The sequence below is a fragment of the Mesorhizobium sp. M0701 genome, assembly GCF_040320365.1.
Lineage (GTDB): Bacteria > Pseudomonadota > Alphaproteobacteria > Rhizobiales > Rhizobiaceae > Mesorhizobium.
Window position 1 is genome coordinate 1 of record NZ_JAMYPO010000040.1, and the last position, 15812, is coordinate 15812.

12 protein-coding genes and 1 pseudogene are annotated in these 15812 nt (G+C 65.0%); 3 read left to right on the forward strand and 10 right to left on the reverse strand.

The features are described from left to right. The 10 genes and pseudogenes from NKI24_RS27780 to NKI24_RS27825 form a co-directional block, all read right to left on the reverse strand. The coding region (locus tag NKI24_RS27780; RefSeq protein ID WP_352749983.1) for an FAD-dependent oxidoreductase at nucleotides 1-170 on the reverse strand (170 nt) is incomplete at its 3' end. Nucleotides 171-223: 53 nt separating this feature from the next. Then, on the reverse strand, nucleotides 224-1273 hold the full coding sequence (gene fni, locus NKI24_RS27785) for a type 2 isopentenyl-diphosphate Delta-isomerase (RefSeq protein WP_352749934.1): 1050 nt from the start codon (nucleotides 1271-1273) through the stop codon (nucleotides 224-226). Nucleotides 1274-1358: 85 nt separating this feature from the next. After that, the gene (locus NKI24_RS27790) at nucleotides 1359-2261 is read right to left on the reverse strand and encodes a terpene synthase family protein (RefSeq protein ID WP_352749936.1); all 903 of its coding nucleotides are present in this window, start codon (nucleotides 2259-2261) and stop codon (nucleotides 1359-1361) included. Then, nucleotides 2258-3808: a hypothetical protein gene (locus NKI24_RS27795; protein WP_352749938.1), complete on the reverse strand. Its 1551-nt coding sequence runs from the start codon at nucleotides 3806-3808 to the stop codon at nucleotides 2258-2260. The genes NKI24_RS27790 and NKI24_RS27795 overlap by 4 nt, the downstream gene beginning before the upstream one ends. A gap of 134 nt (nucleotides 3809-3942) precedes the next feature. After that, on the reverse strand, nucleotides 3943-4944 hold the full coding sequence (locus tag NKI24_RS27800; protein ID WP_352749940.1) for a polyprenyl synthetase family protein: 1002 nt from the start codon (nucleotides 4942-4944) through the stop codon (nucleotides 3943-3945). 145 nt (nucleotides 4945-5089) lie between these two features. Beyond that, complete coding sequence (locus NKI24_RS27805; RefSeq protein ID WP_352749942.1) at nucleotides 5090-6433, reverse strand: cytochrome P450; 1344 nt, start codon at nucleotides 6431-6433, stop codon at nucleotides 5090-5092. Continuing rightward, the gene (locus NKI24_RS27810) at nucleotides 6433-7275 is read right to left on the reverse strand and encodes an SDR family oxidoreductase (protein ID WP_352749984.1); all 843 of its coding nucleotides are present in this window, start codon (nucleotides 7273-7275) and stop codon (nucleotides 6433-6435) included. Before NKI24_RS27810 ends, NKI24_RS27805 begins: the two co-directional genes overlap by 1 nt. Before the next feature lie 168 nt (nucleotides 7276-7443). Further along, nucleotides 7444-7587 (reverse strand): annotated as a pseudogene (locus tag NKI24_RS27815) (ferredoxin); the annotation flags it as partial. Then, on the reverse strand, nucleotides 7571-8860 hold the full coding sequence (locus tag NKI24_RS27820) for a cytochrome P450 (protein ID WP_352749944.1): 1290 nt from the start codon (nucleotides 8858-8860) through the stop codon (nucleotides 7571-7573). The gene NKI24_RS27820 and the pseudogene NKI24_RS27815, both read right to left, overlap by 17 nt. A 90-nt stretch (nucleotides 8861-8950) precedes the next feature. Then, nucleotides 8951-10153, reverse strand: coding sequence for a cytochrome P450 (locus tag NKI24_RS27825; RefSeq protein ID WP_352749946.1), 1203 nt, complete (start codon nucleotides 10151-10153; stop codon nucleotides 8951-8953). A gap of 1641 nt (nucleotides 10154-11794) precedes the next feature. On the opposite strand from NKI24_RS27825, the gene NKI24_RS27830 reads away from it, so the two are divergent. From NKI24_RS27830 to NKI24_RS27840, 3 genes are all read left to right on the forward strand, one after another. Further along, a complete protein-coding gene (locus tag NKI24_RS27830; RefSeq protein ID WP_352516037.1) occupies nucleotides 11795-12328 on the forward strand; it encodes a peroxiredoxin in 534 nt (177 codons plus the stop codon). A 69-nt stretch (nucleotides 12329-12397) separates the two neighbouring features. Beyond that, complete coding sequence (rpoN, locus tag NKI24_RS27835) at nucleotides 12398-13834, forward strand: RNA polymerase factor sigma-54 (RefSeq protein WP_352516038.1); 1437 nt, start codon at nucleotides 12398-12400, stop codon at nucleotides 13832-13834. 57 nt (nucleotides 13835-13891) lie between these two features. Then, nucleotides 13892-15109, forward strand: coding sequence for an MFS transporter (locus NKI24_RS27840; RefSeq protein ID WP_352749948.1), 1218 nt, complete (start codon nucleotides 13892-13894; stop codon nucleotides 15107-15109). The last annotated feature ends 703 nt before the right edge of the window (nucleotides 15110-15812 follow it).

Below are 15812 nucleotides of genomic sequence, written 5' to 3' on the forward strand. Positions count from 1 at the left end.
ATCGAAAACTGCTGGCGGATGGAGGCGCAGGACAGCGTCGTCGCGGCATGAGAAAATTGCGGGTCGCGCTCGACAAGCGCGATCGCGCCCGAAAACCCTTCCTCGCGCAGATAATAGGCGACCGAGGAGCCGACGATGGCTCCGCCGATGATGATGATGTCGTAATGCACTTTTTCGGTTCTCCAGTTCAGGCGCCCGCCGCCACGTGCGGGCGATGCCGGCATCAACCGGCGGGCAGATGTGCCGAGGACAACAAGCGCGCCTGACGCAACGCCGCCAGATCAGCCGAGCCGGTGCAGAAGCAGGCGACGGCCAACTGGCGGATGACGATCTCGAAATGCGCGACAACCGCCTCGGTGGATACCGTAGCCGCGCACAGCACGCCGGCCGCCTGCCCGGCGATGTCCGCGCCCAGGCGGATGGCCTTGGCCACGTCGACGCCGTCGCGGATCCCGCCCGACGCGATCAGCTTCACTCTTGGCAGCGCCCGACGTACCGCCTGCACGCTGGCCGGGGTCGGAATCCCCCAATCGCCGAACGCCATCGCCACTGCACGGTCGGCGGCATCGCGGGCGCGCTCGCCCTCCACCGCGGCCCAACTGGTGCCGCCGGCGCCGGCGACATCGATCACCGCCACGCCCGCTTCGACGAGCGCACAGGCCACCGAGGCGGACAGGCCCGACCCCACTTCCTTGGCCACGATCGGCACACCCACGCTGCGCGCGGCGCGAGCGATCTGTGCCAGGACGCCGCGCCAGTCGCGGTCGCCCTCCGGCTGTACCGCTTCCTGCAGCGGATTGAGATGGACGATGAGTCCATCGGCCTCCAGCGCATCCACCGCCCGGCGCGCCAGGTCCAGGCCGTCGGCCTCGCGCAGTTGCGCGGCGCCGATATTGGCCAGCAAGGGAATGTCTGGGACCAAGCGGCGCAGCGCGCGCGTCAGCCCCTGGGAGTTGCGGGATTGCAGGCTCACGCGCTGCGAACCGACGCACATGGCGATGCCCAACGCTTGCGCTGCCTCGCTCAGATGCCGGTTGATGGCCTCTGCGCGTGGCATGCCGCCGGTCATGGAGCTGATCAGCAGCGGCGCGCGCATGGTCTTGCCCAGCAGCGAGGCGCGCAGGTCGATCTGCGTCAGGTCCAACTCGGGCAATGCGCAGTGTTCGAAACGGATGTACTCCCAGCCGGCGGCGACCGTGGCCGGCGCCGTTCGGCGATCCAGCACGATGTCCAGATGGTCGTCCTTGCGCCGGCTCAGGGCGGTGTCGCTCATGCTCGCTCCATCCGTTGCATCGGGCGACGGCGTTGCGTCGGATCGGACCGACGGCAGCGCGCGCACGCCGCCGCCTCCCGTGCGTTCAGGCCGGCGCACGCTGGCCTCCCCCCGCAGCGTCGCTGCGGTAGCGGCTGGTCGAGGTCTGGTAGTACTGCGCGCGGATGGCCGCCATGGCCTCGATCAACGGTCCCCACGGCGCGGGAAAGCGTTCTTCCGCCATCACCCGGTGCAGCATGCGCGTATGGCCGGCCAGCTCGTCGTTGAGGAACTCCACCACAGGCATAGCCGGATAGCGCTGCAGCAGCAGGATCGCCGCGTTGTCGGCCTCGCCGGCCGACCTGTCCTTTTCGCGTCCATGGAGATCGTTCTGCAAGCGCCCTATCGCGGAGATGAGCCGCAGGACTTGGCGAAACGCCGGACGCGCGCGCAAGGTCGCCATGTCCAGCCCCCACAGCAACGACAGGCAACAGAACACGTTCGTGTAGGCGATCGAATCGATGCCGTTGTGCAGGTACTCGGCGTAGGACCAGCGTTCCGCCCCTGCCGCCTGCGCGTGTCCGGCGCGCAGCGCCGCGCAGTAGCATCGGGTATCGTCGAGTAGCTGAGCATAGTCGCGACGATCGTAGGCGAGCGCGGCCAGCGAAGCGCGCAGCACAGCGCAGCCCTCGAATCCGGGGAGCGCGCACGGCACGCCCTGCCCCAGCGCCTGCTCCACCGCGGCGAGCTGCTCCGGCGCGATCAGGCCAAGGTCGTTGCAATCGTCGAGCCAGAACAGCAGCGCCAGTTCGCGATAGAACGCCACGATCAGCGTTTCGTCCTGCGGATCGCGGCCGGTGCGGGCGCTGGTGTCGCGCAGGCTCGGGTGGATGCGCTGCAGGATGTACTGGCCGCCCCTGACCGCTTCCACGGCATGCTCGTCGGCGAACCCGGCTAGGGAACGCCCCCACTCCAGCACCTGCTGCAGCGCGCGTTCGGTCTGGATCATGGCGCCGCTCCTGCTCCCTCGGCCAGAACGCGCCGCCCCCAACGAAGCGCCAGCCACAACCCGGCGAGTTCGGCCACGCGCACCACCCGGGTGGGGCAATACAGTTCCTTGCCGATCCACAGCGGCGTCTGCGGCAATGCATGCGCCGCGTGGCGGGCGAGCATCCACTCCAGGGCAAGCGCCACCGCCTGCGCGATGCGTTGGCGCCCTGTCGGCTCTTCGCTCCCGTCCATTACGTGCAACGCGAACAGCGCATAGGCGGTTTCCTCGAATGTGGACGCGCGACCGGCGCCCCAGCCGCCGTCGTCGCGCTGCGCCTGCATGAGCGCCGCCAGCGCGCGCTCGTCGCGCCACTGGGGCTTGCCTTGCGCCAGCGCAGCGACCGCATGCGCGGTGGGATACAGCCACGAAACGTGCCATTTTTCGTTGTCCCATAGACCGTGCGGGTTGCGATTGGCCTCGACGTAGGCGCTGGTGCCGGCGGCGGGCTTTCCCAACATCCGCAACGCATGCAGGGCGTGGATGTTGGTCGACACCGAGGCATTGCGCTCGCCGGGGAAGGTGACGAACAGCTCGCCGATTTCGAAATGGCGCAACGCATCGACCGCCGGGTCGCGGCCTGCAAGGCGCAGGACGCACATCGCAACGGCGGTATCGTCCGCATCGGCCGCGAAGTGCAAGGCCGGGCCCAGACCGCGCACGCCCAGGCGGGCGTCGAGCTGCGCGACGATCACTTGCACCGCCTCGGCGAGCGCGGGATGTGCGAACAGACCGGCCAGATGCAGGGTGTACAGCGACCAGCATGGCTCGAATACATTGATCGGCCAGACGTTGGGAAAGACACCTTCGATGCCGCTGCGCGTCGCCCGCGATGCCGCCTGGAGATACGCGTCGGCGCGCCCGACCTGCGGCGTGCTTCCCTGTGCCACGGCGTGCGCACGCCACGCGGCGGTGGCCGCCGGACTGATGCCGATGCTGCCGTCGTCATCCGGGCATGCGGTGGTCGGCGACGTCCCCCAGGCTTCCCAGGAGTGCAGCAACGGATGGCCGCTCGGCAACGTCCCCACCGCCCCCAGCTTGACCAGGCACGCTTGCCGCAACGGCAACAGCGCCGGGTGGCCCGGAAACGCCACGCCGCCCAGCAAGGATGCGGCCTCGCCGCACAACTGCGGCAGGATCAGCTCCGCGCCGATCGGCGCGTCTTCCGGCACCGCATGCGCGTAGGGATCGGGCTGGCGCTCGAGGAACCGGGTTGCAGCCTGGACTGCGTCGGCAGCGCCGGGGAGAGGATCGGCACGCTGCAATGCCAGCAACGCCGCCCACGTGGGCGCATGGCGGAACAGCGGGAAGTCCGCACTTCCCCATCCGCCATCGGCCTGTTGCTGCGCGATGAGCCACGCGTATGCGTCCTGCCGACCAGTGACGTTGCCGTGGAACTGCAGAGCTCGCGCCGTGTCGTATACGGACGGACCGACGCTCCCGCCGTCGCTCATCTCGCTCAGCAGGTGGCGCAATTCGGAAAGGATCCGTTCGGACAGCGCGTTCACGCGGGATGTTCCTTCTGCAGACGGTTGACGAGAACCAGGGTCGGCAGACGCCGCGGACTCGGACACAGTGCAGCATGCACCGCCCGCCGGCCGATCGCAGCAGCACAGGGGCGAGTCCATGCGGACGGACGCGCTCATGCGTATGGCGCGGACAAATACACGTTGGTCCGCTGCAGCATCTGTGCCAACCGTTCCGCACGCGGCCCCAGCGGGGCGATGGCTTCCCCGGCGTCGCGCAACAAATCCAGCGCGAACTGGCGCGCTGCCTGCAGCCCCATGATCGACGCGCAGGTCGGCTTCTGCGCCGCCGCGTCCTTACCGGGGGTCTTGCCCAGCGTCGCGGTATCCGCTGTCGCGTCGAGAATGTCGTCGACCACCTGCAACGCCAGGCCGAAACAGGCGGTGTAGCGATCGAGCGCACAGTACAGCGCAGCGTGCGCGGCATCGTCCGCGATGGAGTATAGCGCGCCCATGCGAACGGACGCGCGCACTAGCGCTCCGCTCTTCTTCCGGTGCATCGCCACGATCCTGTCCAGCTCGGCGTGCTTTCCGACCAGCGACAGATCCATGGCCTGCCCGCCTGCGGCACCCTCGGCGGACACCGCCTGCGCCAGTTCGCGCACGAGCGCGATTCGGTTGTCGCCCGGCGCATCCAGGCTCGCCAGGGTCAGGAAGGCGTGCGCCTGCAGCGCATCGCCGACCAGGATCGCAGTGGCTTCGCCAAACTTGACGTGCACGGTCGGAAGGCCGCGGCGAAGCACGTCGTCGTCCATCGCGGGCAGGTCGTCGTGGACCAGGGTACAGGCGTGCATCATCTCGATGGCGGCGCCGACGTCGTCGAGCATGTGCGCTGGCGTGTCGGCCAGTGCGCCGGCCGCCAGACAGAGCAAGGCGCGGGTGCGCTTCCCGCCATGCAAGGTGGCGTAGCGCATCGCCGCCATCAGCTCGGTCTCACCGTCGTCTTCGGCGCAGAGAAGACGCGCCAGCGCCTGTTCGACCCGCTTTGCGCCGTCCTGCATCCAGATCTCCGGCACCAGCCTGCCGGATGCGCCGCGCGCCTGCGCACCCAATCCGCCGAGCGCGGAAACGCCAGTTCGGTCGTCGTGTAGCGTGGAACCGGTCTGCGTGTTGTTCATGTCCTTGTACCTGACACGAGATGGCCACGGCGAGCGCCAAGCCGCCGCGGTGTTGCCGGCGTCGCACCGAGCGCGCGCGCCGAGTGCAGCAATGCCGCGCGTCGCCGGCGCCGCTGCCTCGCCACACGGGGCATGCGATGCCAGCTCATGAGAAGCCTATGCGGATTGCCATGGACGGATGTGCGGTCGGGTAATAGCGCCGGCCTTTTTCGACGCCGCTCAGTAACCGCGGCCGCACCCCGGCCTTGTGCATGGTCAGCGCCAAGGCGATGCAGAACTGCACCATTTCCAGCCATACCAGGTGGTAGCCGATGCAGACGTGTGGGCCGGTACCGAACTGCAGCATGTCCACGGGCCGGATCGGCTCCGTGCGTTGCAGCCACCGCGCCAGGCGGAACTGATCAGGCGCCTCGTGCAGCAGCGCCGAGGTCGAGAAATGCAGCAGCGGGATGCACAGATGGGTGCCCGCGGGAATGCGCCGTTGGCCGAGTTGCAATTCCTGCAGGGCGCGACGCGGCAGGAGCGTGGTCGCCGGATGCAGGCGCAGCGTCTCGCGGAACAGCGCCTCGGCGACCGGACACTGCGCCAGATCCGCGTGCCGGGTCGGCACCGCGCCCACGCGTTGAGCCTCCTCGACGAGGGCGTCCCACAGCACAGGCTGCCGCGCCAGCTCGATCACCATCCAGGCCATCGTCGAGGCAGTGGTGTCGTGACCGGCAAGCAGCAGCAAGCGGATATTGGCGACCAGGACGTCATCGGAAAGCGCATCGTCGCTGCGGTCGAAGGCGCTCACCATGTCGTTGATCAACCCGGTGCGCGCGGCATGCGCGCGCGCGTCGCGGACGAACTGGCGCAACTGCGCGTCGATCCAGTCGCGGGCGGCGCGGCCTCGCCGCAAGGGCAGTCCGGGCAGGTCGACCGGTGGCGCGACGATCAACTGCAGCAGTTGCCGGTATTTGCGATGCCATCCCGGCAGGTCCTGCGCGGGGATTCCCATGAGGCTGAAGATGAGCTTGAGCATCAGGTCGCCGGTTTCGCGCAGGATGGTTACGTCGCCGCGCTCGCGCCATGCCTGCACCCGCGCCCGGATGACGGGCGCGAACAGGTCGCCGATGCCGGCCTGGGTTAGCCCCTTGGGCAGGAACGCCGCCTTGATCGCATCGCGCGCTTGCCGGTGCGCGCCGCCGTCCTGGGCAACCAACGTTCCGCCAAGCAATTCGGGCGCGATCTCTTCGATCAGCGCCGAGGACACGTCCTTGTGCCGGAGCAGTGCGAACGCATCCGGATGCACGCAGGTCATCAGGTGTCCGGCAGGGCCGAAATCCAGCCAGAAGTGGCTGCCCAGCGTCCGTTCTGCGCGCTGCAGCAGGCGCGGCAGGTCGCAGACGATGGCGGGAAGATGCCCGACCAGGGGGAAAGCGCCAGGCATGACCGGGATGTCGCATCGCAGCCGGTGCCGACGGTTGAGTGGGTTGAGCAGCATGTCCATCAGCAGCGCGCCGCCGCCGCCGATTCGGTGTCGCCGGCAGGGCGCGCGGCGCAGCTGTTGCCGCCGTCGGCGTATGTCGGCACATGCGCCAGCATGCCGCCATCGATGCACACGACTTGGCCGGTGATGAACGCAGCATCGTCGGAGAGCAGGAACGCCACGAGGGCGGCCACGTCCTCGGGGCGGCCGACGCGCGGCAGGAGCTGGTGCCGGCGCAAGTGCCGTTGCATGCACTCGTCCAGCTTGGCGAGGAGACGCTCTGTCATGACGAGACCCGGCGCAACCGCGTTGCAGCGGATCTGCGCATGACCGTATTGGGTGGCGAGCGAAGCCGAGAGCATGTTCATCGCCGCCTTCGACGCGGCGTAGGACGTCTGCGCCGTGTCACCGCTGAGCCCCTGGCACGACGACATGTTGACGATCGCGCCACCGCCGCGGGCGATCATACGTGGCATGGCCTGCCGGCAGCAGAGCAGCGTGCCGCGCAGATTGGTCGCGATGGTCTGGTCCCAGACTGCCAGGTCTAGGTCAAGGATCGCGCGGTCGCGCGGGGTCAGATGCATGGCGCTCGCATTGTTCACCAGCAGGTCGACCCCCCCGAAGTGACGCTCCGCCGTCTCGAACAGCGCTGCCACCGCCTGCTCATCGGCGATATCCATGGCTATGGGCAGCGCGTGGCCTGCTTCGGCCGCGATCTGCGCGGTGCAGGCGATGGCCGCCGAGCCATCAATGTCGGCCACCACCACTCTGCCGCCTCCGCGCGCGATGGCGAGAGCGCATGCCTTGCCGATGCCGGCGCCGGCGCCGGTCACCACGGCCACCTTGCCTTCAAACCGTCCCATCGTGTCTCCTGAATTGCATTGGTCCTTCGCGGCATGCCGCTGGGCCTGCGCCGGAGAAGGCGCAGGGTCGGCGCTGGCGCGCTCGTCATCGCCAGCGTCGCTTTCGATGACCCGAATGGCGGCGACCGGGCACTGGTTGGCCGCAAGCCGCACGGCGGCGTGCAGCGCCTGCGGGACCGTCGCCACGCACACTTCGGCCACGCCGTCCGGTTCGCGCTGGCGAAAGGTGCCCGGCAGCGTCAGCACGCACTGCCCGGTAGTTCCGCACAGATCCTGATCGACCAGGACGCGCATCTCAGCCCTCCTGCCCATGCAGCCGCACCGGCAGCGCGCGGAACGTCCTAAGGAACGCGGAGGGCTCCCGGGTCGGCTGCTCGGCCAATGCCAGCGTGGGGAAGCGCGCCTGGATCCGCGGCAGGCTCTCGGCCAACTGCACTCGGGCCAGTTGCGCACCCAGGCAGAAGTGGATGCCGTGGCCGAAGGTCAGCATGATCTTCCCGTCGATCGACATGCCAGGACTGGTGCCGTAGAACCGCACGGGATCGAAGCGGTCGGGATCGGCGAAGGCGTCCGGGTCGCGATTGCCGGCCGCGATCAGCACGCGCACGTCCGCGTTCTTCGGGATCACCACGCCGCCCAGTTCGATGTCGCGCTGGGCGATACGCGGAATGGAGCTGAACATGGCGGGCGCGTCGTAGCGCAAGGCTTCTTCGACGAATGCCTTCACCCCCACGGCATCTCCCTTCAGCCAGTGCCGCTGTTCGGGATACGCCAGCATCGCCAGGACCGCATGGCCGATGGCCGCGGCAGTGGTGGCGAAGCCGCCCAGCAGCATGCCCCATAGCATGCTGATCAATTCCGCATCCGACAGCATCTCGGCATCGTCGTCGTGTGCGCCAACCAGCATTGACACGATGTCGTGGCGGGCATCGGTGCGCTTGCGCTGTATGAGGTCGCCGAAGTAGGCCTGCACCCTGGCGCTGGCCGCGTCCCCCGCAGCGAGTTGGGGATCGCTGGCGTGCGGGCTCAGGCCTTCCAGAATGGCGCTGATGCCGGTGACGAGCCCGAGAATGTCGTCCGGGGGCATGCCGAACAGTTCGCCGAAAACCAGCATGGGCAAGGCCAGCGCGAATTCCTGATGCAGGTCCACTGCCTCCCCGCGCTCCAGTGCGGGCGCCATGCCGTCCAGGCGCGCTGTGACAATGCGAGCGATGGTCGGCCTCAGGTTGTCGATCCGGCCGATGGTGAAATCGCGCGAGATCAGCCGGCGCAGACGCGTATGAGTCGGTGGTTCCTTCATGGCTAGCGTGGACGCCAGCAGATTGAGTGACAGGCTGGTCGCCGCCCGCGGGAAATAGCGCGCCAGTTCGCCCGGCGCCGGTCCCCGAAAAGCATCGCCCGTGGCCTTGAGCGCCCAGTAGATGTCGGCGTGGCGGCTCAACAGAAAGAGGCCCGACGCCGCGCGATGCACCGGATCGTGCTCGCGCAACCACCGCATGAATGGATACGGGTCCTGAATGCACGCTGGCGACGCCAGTTCGGCGAAGGCGTCCCGGCATGCTGCCGTGGTTTCTTGTACATCCATTGGTCACCTGTTGCTGGCTGATCTGACCGGCGCGCGGCAGGCGCGCCGGCGAATTCGGAGAACATCGCGGTTCCCGGTGGCGTCCGCGCATCACCAGAGCACCGGGAACTCCTCGAACCCGCCAGTGATGATCTCCTTGCGCAACTTCAGTTCTTCGGGCGCCACGGCCAGGCGCAGCGCGGGAAAGCGCTGGAAGATCGAACCGAACACCACCTTGAGTTCCAGCCTGGCCAGCGCCGCGCCGATGCAGTAGTGCGGCCCATGGGAGAACGCCAGGTGCGGGTTTTCGTCACGTCCAATGTCGAAGATTTCCGGGTCCTTGAAATGGCGCGGATCGAACGACGTCGCCGGCAGGCCGACCAGCACCTTGCTCTCCGCGGGAACATGCACGCACGCGATAGTCACGTCGGTCCTCGGATAGCGCATGATGCCGTCCCAGCCCGCGCCCGGCGGGTACATGCGCAGGATTTCCTCCACCGCCTTGTCCACCAGGGATAGATCGCCGACCAGGCGTTCGCGCTGTTGCGGATGGCGGAACATGGCCAGCAGGCCGAATTCGATCTGCGTGACGGTGCTCTCGTGCCCCGCCACCAGCATGCCCGCCGCCAGGCCGATCGCCTCTTCCTCGGTCGCCTTGCCCTGGTCGACCGCCGCGAGCAGATCCGTCAGCAGGTTGTCGCCCGGATCCTGGCGCTTGTCCCGCATCTTGCCGCGAATGTAGGCACGCAGTTCTTCCCAGGCCAAGCGCGACGCGCTGCGCGGGCCGCTTTCATGCTGGTGCGTCATCACCTCGTCCGACAGCCCGGCGAAAAAGGCGTGATCCTCGTAGAGCACGCCCATCAGCGCGCTGATGACCATGCCCGGAAGCGGAAAGGAGAGGTGGCGCCGCAGGTCGGCGGGCTGGGGCTGGGCCGCCAGCGTCTCGAACAACTGCGCGGCGATCGCCTTGACCTGTTGCGCGAGCAGCTTCACCCTGCCGTTGCTGAAGGCCGGCGCCACGATCGCACGTAACCGCGCATGCTCGCCCCCCTCGTGCGAGACCAGCCACCCCGGCGAACCGAGAATCACCGAATCCGGGGTGAATGCCGCCGGCGGCATTCCGGAGGGCCGGAACGCCGCGTCGGACAACACCGCCTTGGCCTCGTCGTAGCCTGTGACCCACCAGCCTTCGTGCCCGGACGGGAAGCGCACGCGGTGGATCGGACCGTTGGCGCGTAGTGCCAACATCTCGGGCGAGGGCTCAATGTGATCGACGCGCCACATCGGCAGCGTCGGCAAAGGTTGTTCGGGCATGGTGGCACTTCACTCTATAGCGATGGAAGGGCGGAAGGTGACCGGCGGGCGCTGCGGCAGCGAATGACCTAAGACGGCATACAGATGACGTCCTCCGACGGCCGGCCTGATTATCAAGATCGGCCAACGTGTAACTGTCTAGGCACACCGCGCGGCGAGATGCAGAACTTTATCCTGCACCATCGATTTCAGGATAAGGTCGGTGTGGTGGGCCTTTGAGCCGCCGCCGGCCAAGATTTCCTGAGCAAGGGTCGACAAGGGCGGCGAGCTGTTGGGTAAGGGCGGTTTCGCCGAGGACCCCCTGCCCATAGACGCTATCCGACGCGGATTTGACATTTTGCTTTTCTTTCTTCGTTCCATTCGTGCCATCCACGAAATGAAAGTCGGTCGGCGGCTCCCGGCCCGCAACGAAGGTGCTTCAAATCTCGTGCCAATTTGGCCGCAGCAGAAAAAGATTGTGGCAGCTTCTCAGCGGCTTAGCCTGAGGCCAGAGAAGAGCTAGGCGAAATAAGCCGGTGTCGCGGGCCAACAAAGGCGACGGAACAGTGTCGGACAGAACGCCTCGGGCGACCTTTAGGTCGGGCTTGCGACATTCTGGTCCAGTTTCGAACATAAGAGGGCGGCAAACAGACACGATTGGGGAATTCGATCCTCACGGCGCCGGGGCGCTTGCCCAAGAGCGCGCGCTCATGTTGCTGCGACAGGCGCGTGTTCGCGATAGCCGTGCCTGCGCACCCATGAACGCTAGCGGCACACGCTACGACTGGAGTGCCCGCCATGCATCGGCTCGGCTTCCGGTTCTTCTTTGCCCAGCCGGGGCTGAAGCGCCGAATACCCGCACCATACAGCACCGTTGTTGCGTGTGGTGACGAGGCGGTTATAGCGCGCGCCCGATCTTCTAAGACACGGCCTCCGAGAAAAAGGGGGCGGTCCAAAAGCATCTCTATTTGAAATGGCACGCCGCTTGCTGCTCCTGGTCAGAGCCCATCAAAACACGATGAAAGCGACTTGCGCCATGCCCGACACGCGAAGCTCTAGACCGTGGCCTGAGGAGACGGTGCCCGTTCCCGTTGAACATCGGTACATCATCTCCTCCGGAGGTCCCTCCTCGGCGGCCGCTTTGCGCACGACTGGTCCGATGCCGGCACGCCAACACATGGCGCTCGCGCAATTGCCGTTTACCGGTTCTGATCAGCATGTGAGTGCCCAAGAGCCCCGTCAAAGAGCCACCGAAGCCAAGGTCGGCGGGTCACTGGCAAATATCGACAATACGCCGAACCAGCTCAGTAACGCGGGTCTCTTGCGTGAAGTCACATTTGAGGCCTCCACACGCGTCCGATATTGGCTACTTCGGGCCCGCTATCACTTTGTCCCGGGCACGAGCGCGAGCGATGGATGCCGCTTCCGGCGCCATAGCCTTGGAAAGATTGCTCCAGCGGCTCGACAGCCTCCACTTGCTCAGATCGATGGCGTTCGGGTGACGAAGACCAGCAGCCAAGACGTTCCCCTACATCGCGATGGAAAAAGGAGGGTGCGAGCCGCGAGGGCCTCATTTCATCCCCGGCATACGAGCCTTTGCTCGGTATTGCGCCAGCCTCTGCCAGAATCCGGCGCGCCAGTTTTTTCCTGAGGAGCAAGTTGATGACCGTTCAAAAGAAGGTTCCCTTCGTCACCTTTCTCACGCGTGTTCGCGATGAGTCAGTCCAGGGCCCAAATCCATATCGCTGGGAAGAAAAGACATCGGACGACTACTTTGCCGGCAAGCGGGTCATCCTGTTCTCGCTGCCTGGCGCCTTCACGCCGACCTGCTCGACCTACCAATTGCCCCAGTTCGAAGAGCTCTATGATGAGTTTGAGAAGGAGGGAATTGACGCGATTTACTGCCTCTCAGTCAACGACGCCTTCGTCATGAATGCGTGGGGGAAGTCCTTGGGCCTGAAGCAGGTCGAGCTCATCCCCGATGGCTCAGGCGAGTTCACACGCAAAATGGGCATGCTGGTCGCCAAGGACAATCTCGGCTTCGGGATGCGCTCCTGGCGCTACGCCGCCCTGATCAACAATGGCGTGGTGGAGCACTGGTTCGAGGAGGAAGGTTTCTCCGACAACTGCGAGGCCGACCCCTATGGCGTCTCGTCCCCGCAAAACGTTCTCGAAACGCTGAAAGCCGCCGCATGACCTAGAATACGTCTCAGTGGTGCCATTGCCGGCTCCAAGAGGCTCCTCGACAGGATTTTCGCGCTCACCATGCAATCCTCAGCAAGCCTGCTTCAGCGCCAGAAGCAATCCATGGTCGCATCGCCTCAACTCATTGAGTCGATTCGCCTGCTGCAACTGGCGCATACTGAACTGCATCAGTTCGTGGAGCGGGAAATCGAGAAGAACCCGCTTTTGGAATCTGCATCAAGCGATGGCGGGCCTTTTGACGACGTCTCGATTTCGGGAGCGGATCAGCCTGTCGGCCCTGGCGCAAACGCCGTTGAAGGACCGACCGGGGCAGGGTCGCCTGAACGGCTCGGGCAATGGAAATCACTCGGCAACACGACCAACAACCCGCCGGGCAATGGCCCTTCCCTCGACGAGTTTGCCACCCTCGCCGAAACATTGCACGACCATGTCGCTCGTCAGATCGCCCTCACTGCGTTCACACCCCAGGAGCGGCTGATCGCTGGCCAGCTTGCCGCCGATCTGGAAGATACTGGCTATCTTCGGGCAAACCTTTTGGAGCTGGCCGAGAGCCTGAATGTCCATGAGGCTGTTGTGGAACGGGTTCTCGGAACCTTGCAGCAATTTGATCCACCGGGAGTTTTTGCGCGAAGTCTCAGAGAATGCCTCGAGATCCAGTTGCGCCAGCGTAACCGGCTCGACCCGGCAATGGCAGCTTTGGTTGCCCATCTTGAAATGCTTGCGCGGCGCGATTTTGAGGCACTGAAGCAGCATTGCGGAGTCGATGAAGAAGACCTTCTCGACATGATGCATGAGATTCGGGCGCTCGATCCCAAGCCTGGGAACCGATTCCAATCCGGTGCGTCTGAATCAATCATACCCGACATCTGGGTCACGCCCTCACCGCAAGGGGGATGGCAGATCGAACTCGATCCCGCCACACTGCCAAAGCTGCTGATCAACCAAAGCTACTATGCCGAAGTCTCGCGTCAAACTGCCCAAAGTGCGAAGGATAAAGCATTTCTCGACGAATGCTTGCAAAACGCGAACTGGCTAATCCGCAGCCTCGATCAGCGCGCCAAGACCATCGTTAAGGTTGCGGCTGAAATCGTGCGTCAGCAGGATGCCTTTTTGGAACATGGCGTCGCCCACCTGCGCCCTCTCAATCTCAGAACCGTCGCTGACGCGATCGGCGTGCACGAGTCGACGGTAAGCCGGGTGACCTCGAACAAGTACATGCTTACCCCGCGCGGCGTCTTTGAACTGAAGTATTTTTTCACCGTCGCAATCGCGTCCTGCCAAGGCGGCGATGCGCACTCAGCCGAAGCTGTCCGCCATCGGATCAAAGCGATGATTGCCGCAGAATCTCACGGTGACGTGCTTTCCGACGAGGACATCGCTGCCCGGCTGAAGGAAACCGGCATCGATGTTGCGCGCCGCACCGTCACAAAATATCGCGAAGCAATGAACATCCCCTCCTCCGTGCAACGCCGCCGGGAAATGCGCTTGTGTTTTTAAATTTGGGTCAAGGCAGCCAAAATCAGGTTGCATTGCATCAAAGTGGAGACTTCGTTCATGACCCAATCCGCGGCAGGCGTTGTGGACGCTGTTCTGCACGACCCAGAAAAGCCCGTCCCACCGTCTGGTCCCGCATGGGGTGCGGTCATTTCGCTTTCCTTGGGCACCTTCGGGCTGGTGACCGCAGAGTTTCTGCCTGTCAGCCTGCTCACGCCGCTCGCACATGATCTCGGCATCACCGAGGGAGCGGCTGGACAGGCGATGACGGCGACCGCTATCGTCGGGGCGATCTCGGCGCCGACGTTGGCTATCATCACAAAGCGCCTGGACCGCAGGCTCGTCATGTGGGCGATGACGCTGCTGCTGATCCTGTCGGACGTTCTGGCGGCCGGCGCGTGGTCGCTGGCGGTTCTCCTGACTGCACGCGTCGTGCTCGGCATAGCGCTCGGAGGCTTCTGGTCGATGTCGGCAGCACTGGCGATGCGGCTCGTTCCAAGCCACCTCCTGCCGCGCGCTATGGCGATCATCCTCACCGGCGTTTCCGTGGCTACCGTTTGCGCAGCTCCAATCGGCGCTTATGTCGGCGATATCTGGGGATGGCGAAGTGCCTTCATGCTCGCCGCAGTCGGCGGCGCGGCTACACTGCTGGTGCAACTCATAACCATTCCGAGACTGCCTCCGATTGGAGTGGCTAGCTTCCGCAGCCTGCTGAATGTGGCTAAGATTCCGATGGTCAAGGTCGCGCTTGTGGTCATCCTGCTTGTCGGTTCCGGCCACTTCGCCGGAATCACTTATATCCGCGCCTTCCTCGAGAAGGTTCCCGCTCTGGACGTCGAAACGATTTCGCTTGTGTTGCTTGCTTTTGGCATCGGGGGATTCTTCGGCAATTTGGCCGGCGGGCTTCTGGCCGAGTACAGTCTCAAGGCAGTCGCGGCCCTTGCACCGCTGCTCATAGCGATAGCCGCTGTTTCGCTGCTGATGGCGGGAGCATCGGCCTTCGCCTCGGCGATTGCGGTTGCCGGGTGGGGCTTTGCCTTCGGCGCCGTGCCGGTGGGATTACAGACGTGGATGGTGCGGCGGGCCGTTCCCGAGCAGGCCGAAAGCGCCGGTGTGCTGATGGTCGTAGCATTCCAAGTGGCAATCGCAGCCGGCGCGATTTTCGGCGGAGTATTGGTGGACAATGCCGGGATTACCAGTGCCATTGCCTACAGTGCTGTTGCCACGTTCGCCGCCGCCCTGACAGTGTTCCTGCTCGGCCCGAAGCGCGAAACCTAGACCGCCTGACAGAAGAGGCCTCAGCAGCGCAAGCGGCACGAGAGATGCGAGGCACGGCGCGGCGCGGTCCTCCGCACGATTACTCATGGACCAGCGCAAGCGCCTCGCCGGCTTCACCTCCGGGCCATGGCGACCGACACCGGTTGTCGACAAAGCACCTCGGTGCGCGGCATCTGCCGCACCGTTAAAGCCAACGTACAGCGACCTTAGAGGCTCGCGCATACGCATCTGAGACACTCAAGGGGTAGAAATTTCTCAAAATGCAAGACGATAAGAAAGCCTCTCGGTTTGGCGTTGATCGTTGACACAAGTGCTATATCAGCGGTCTGCGTCACTGAGCTCCACGTCAGAAACATACTGTCGGATGCCAGACTATCCGAATCGACGGACGATGCAGTGTTCATCGAACTGCGCCGCAGACTGATTGAATCTACGGCGTGATATACGCTGAATTCAAGCAATCGTACAAAATTGGCCGCACTGAGCTGGCGCAAAACATCGATGTCGTACGTACGCGATACGATCTCTCCTAAGCAGGTTCGCGGAGGAAAACGAGTTCGTCACAGCTCTGCGCGCCGGCGAGTAAGGACTGATTGCACGATTGCGAAGCATAAGGGACCATTACTACCGACTTGAGCATCGTTTGGAGGACTGCGATATCCCCACATGAGAGATTGGGTTCGGCACCGAAAGCAGCAATGCC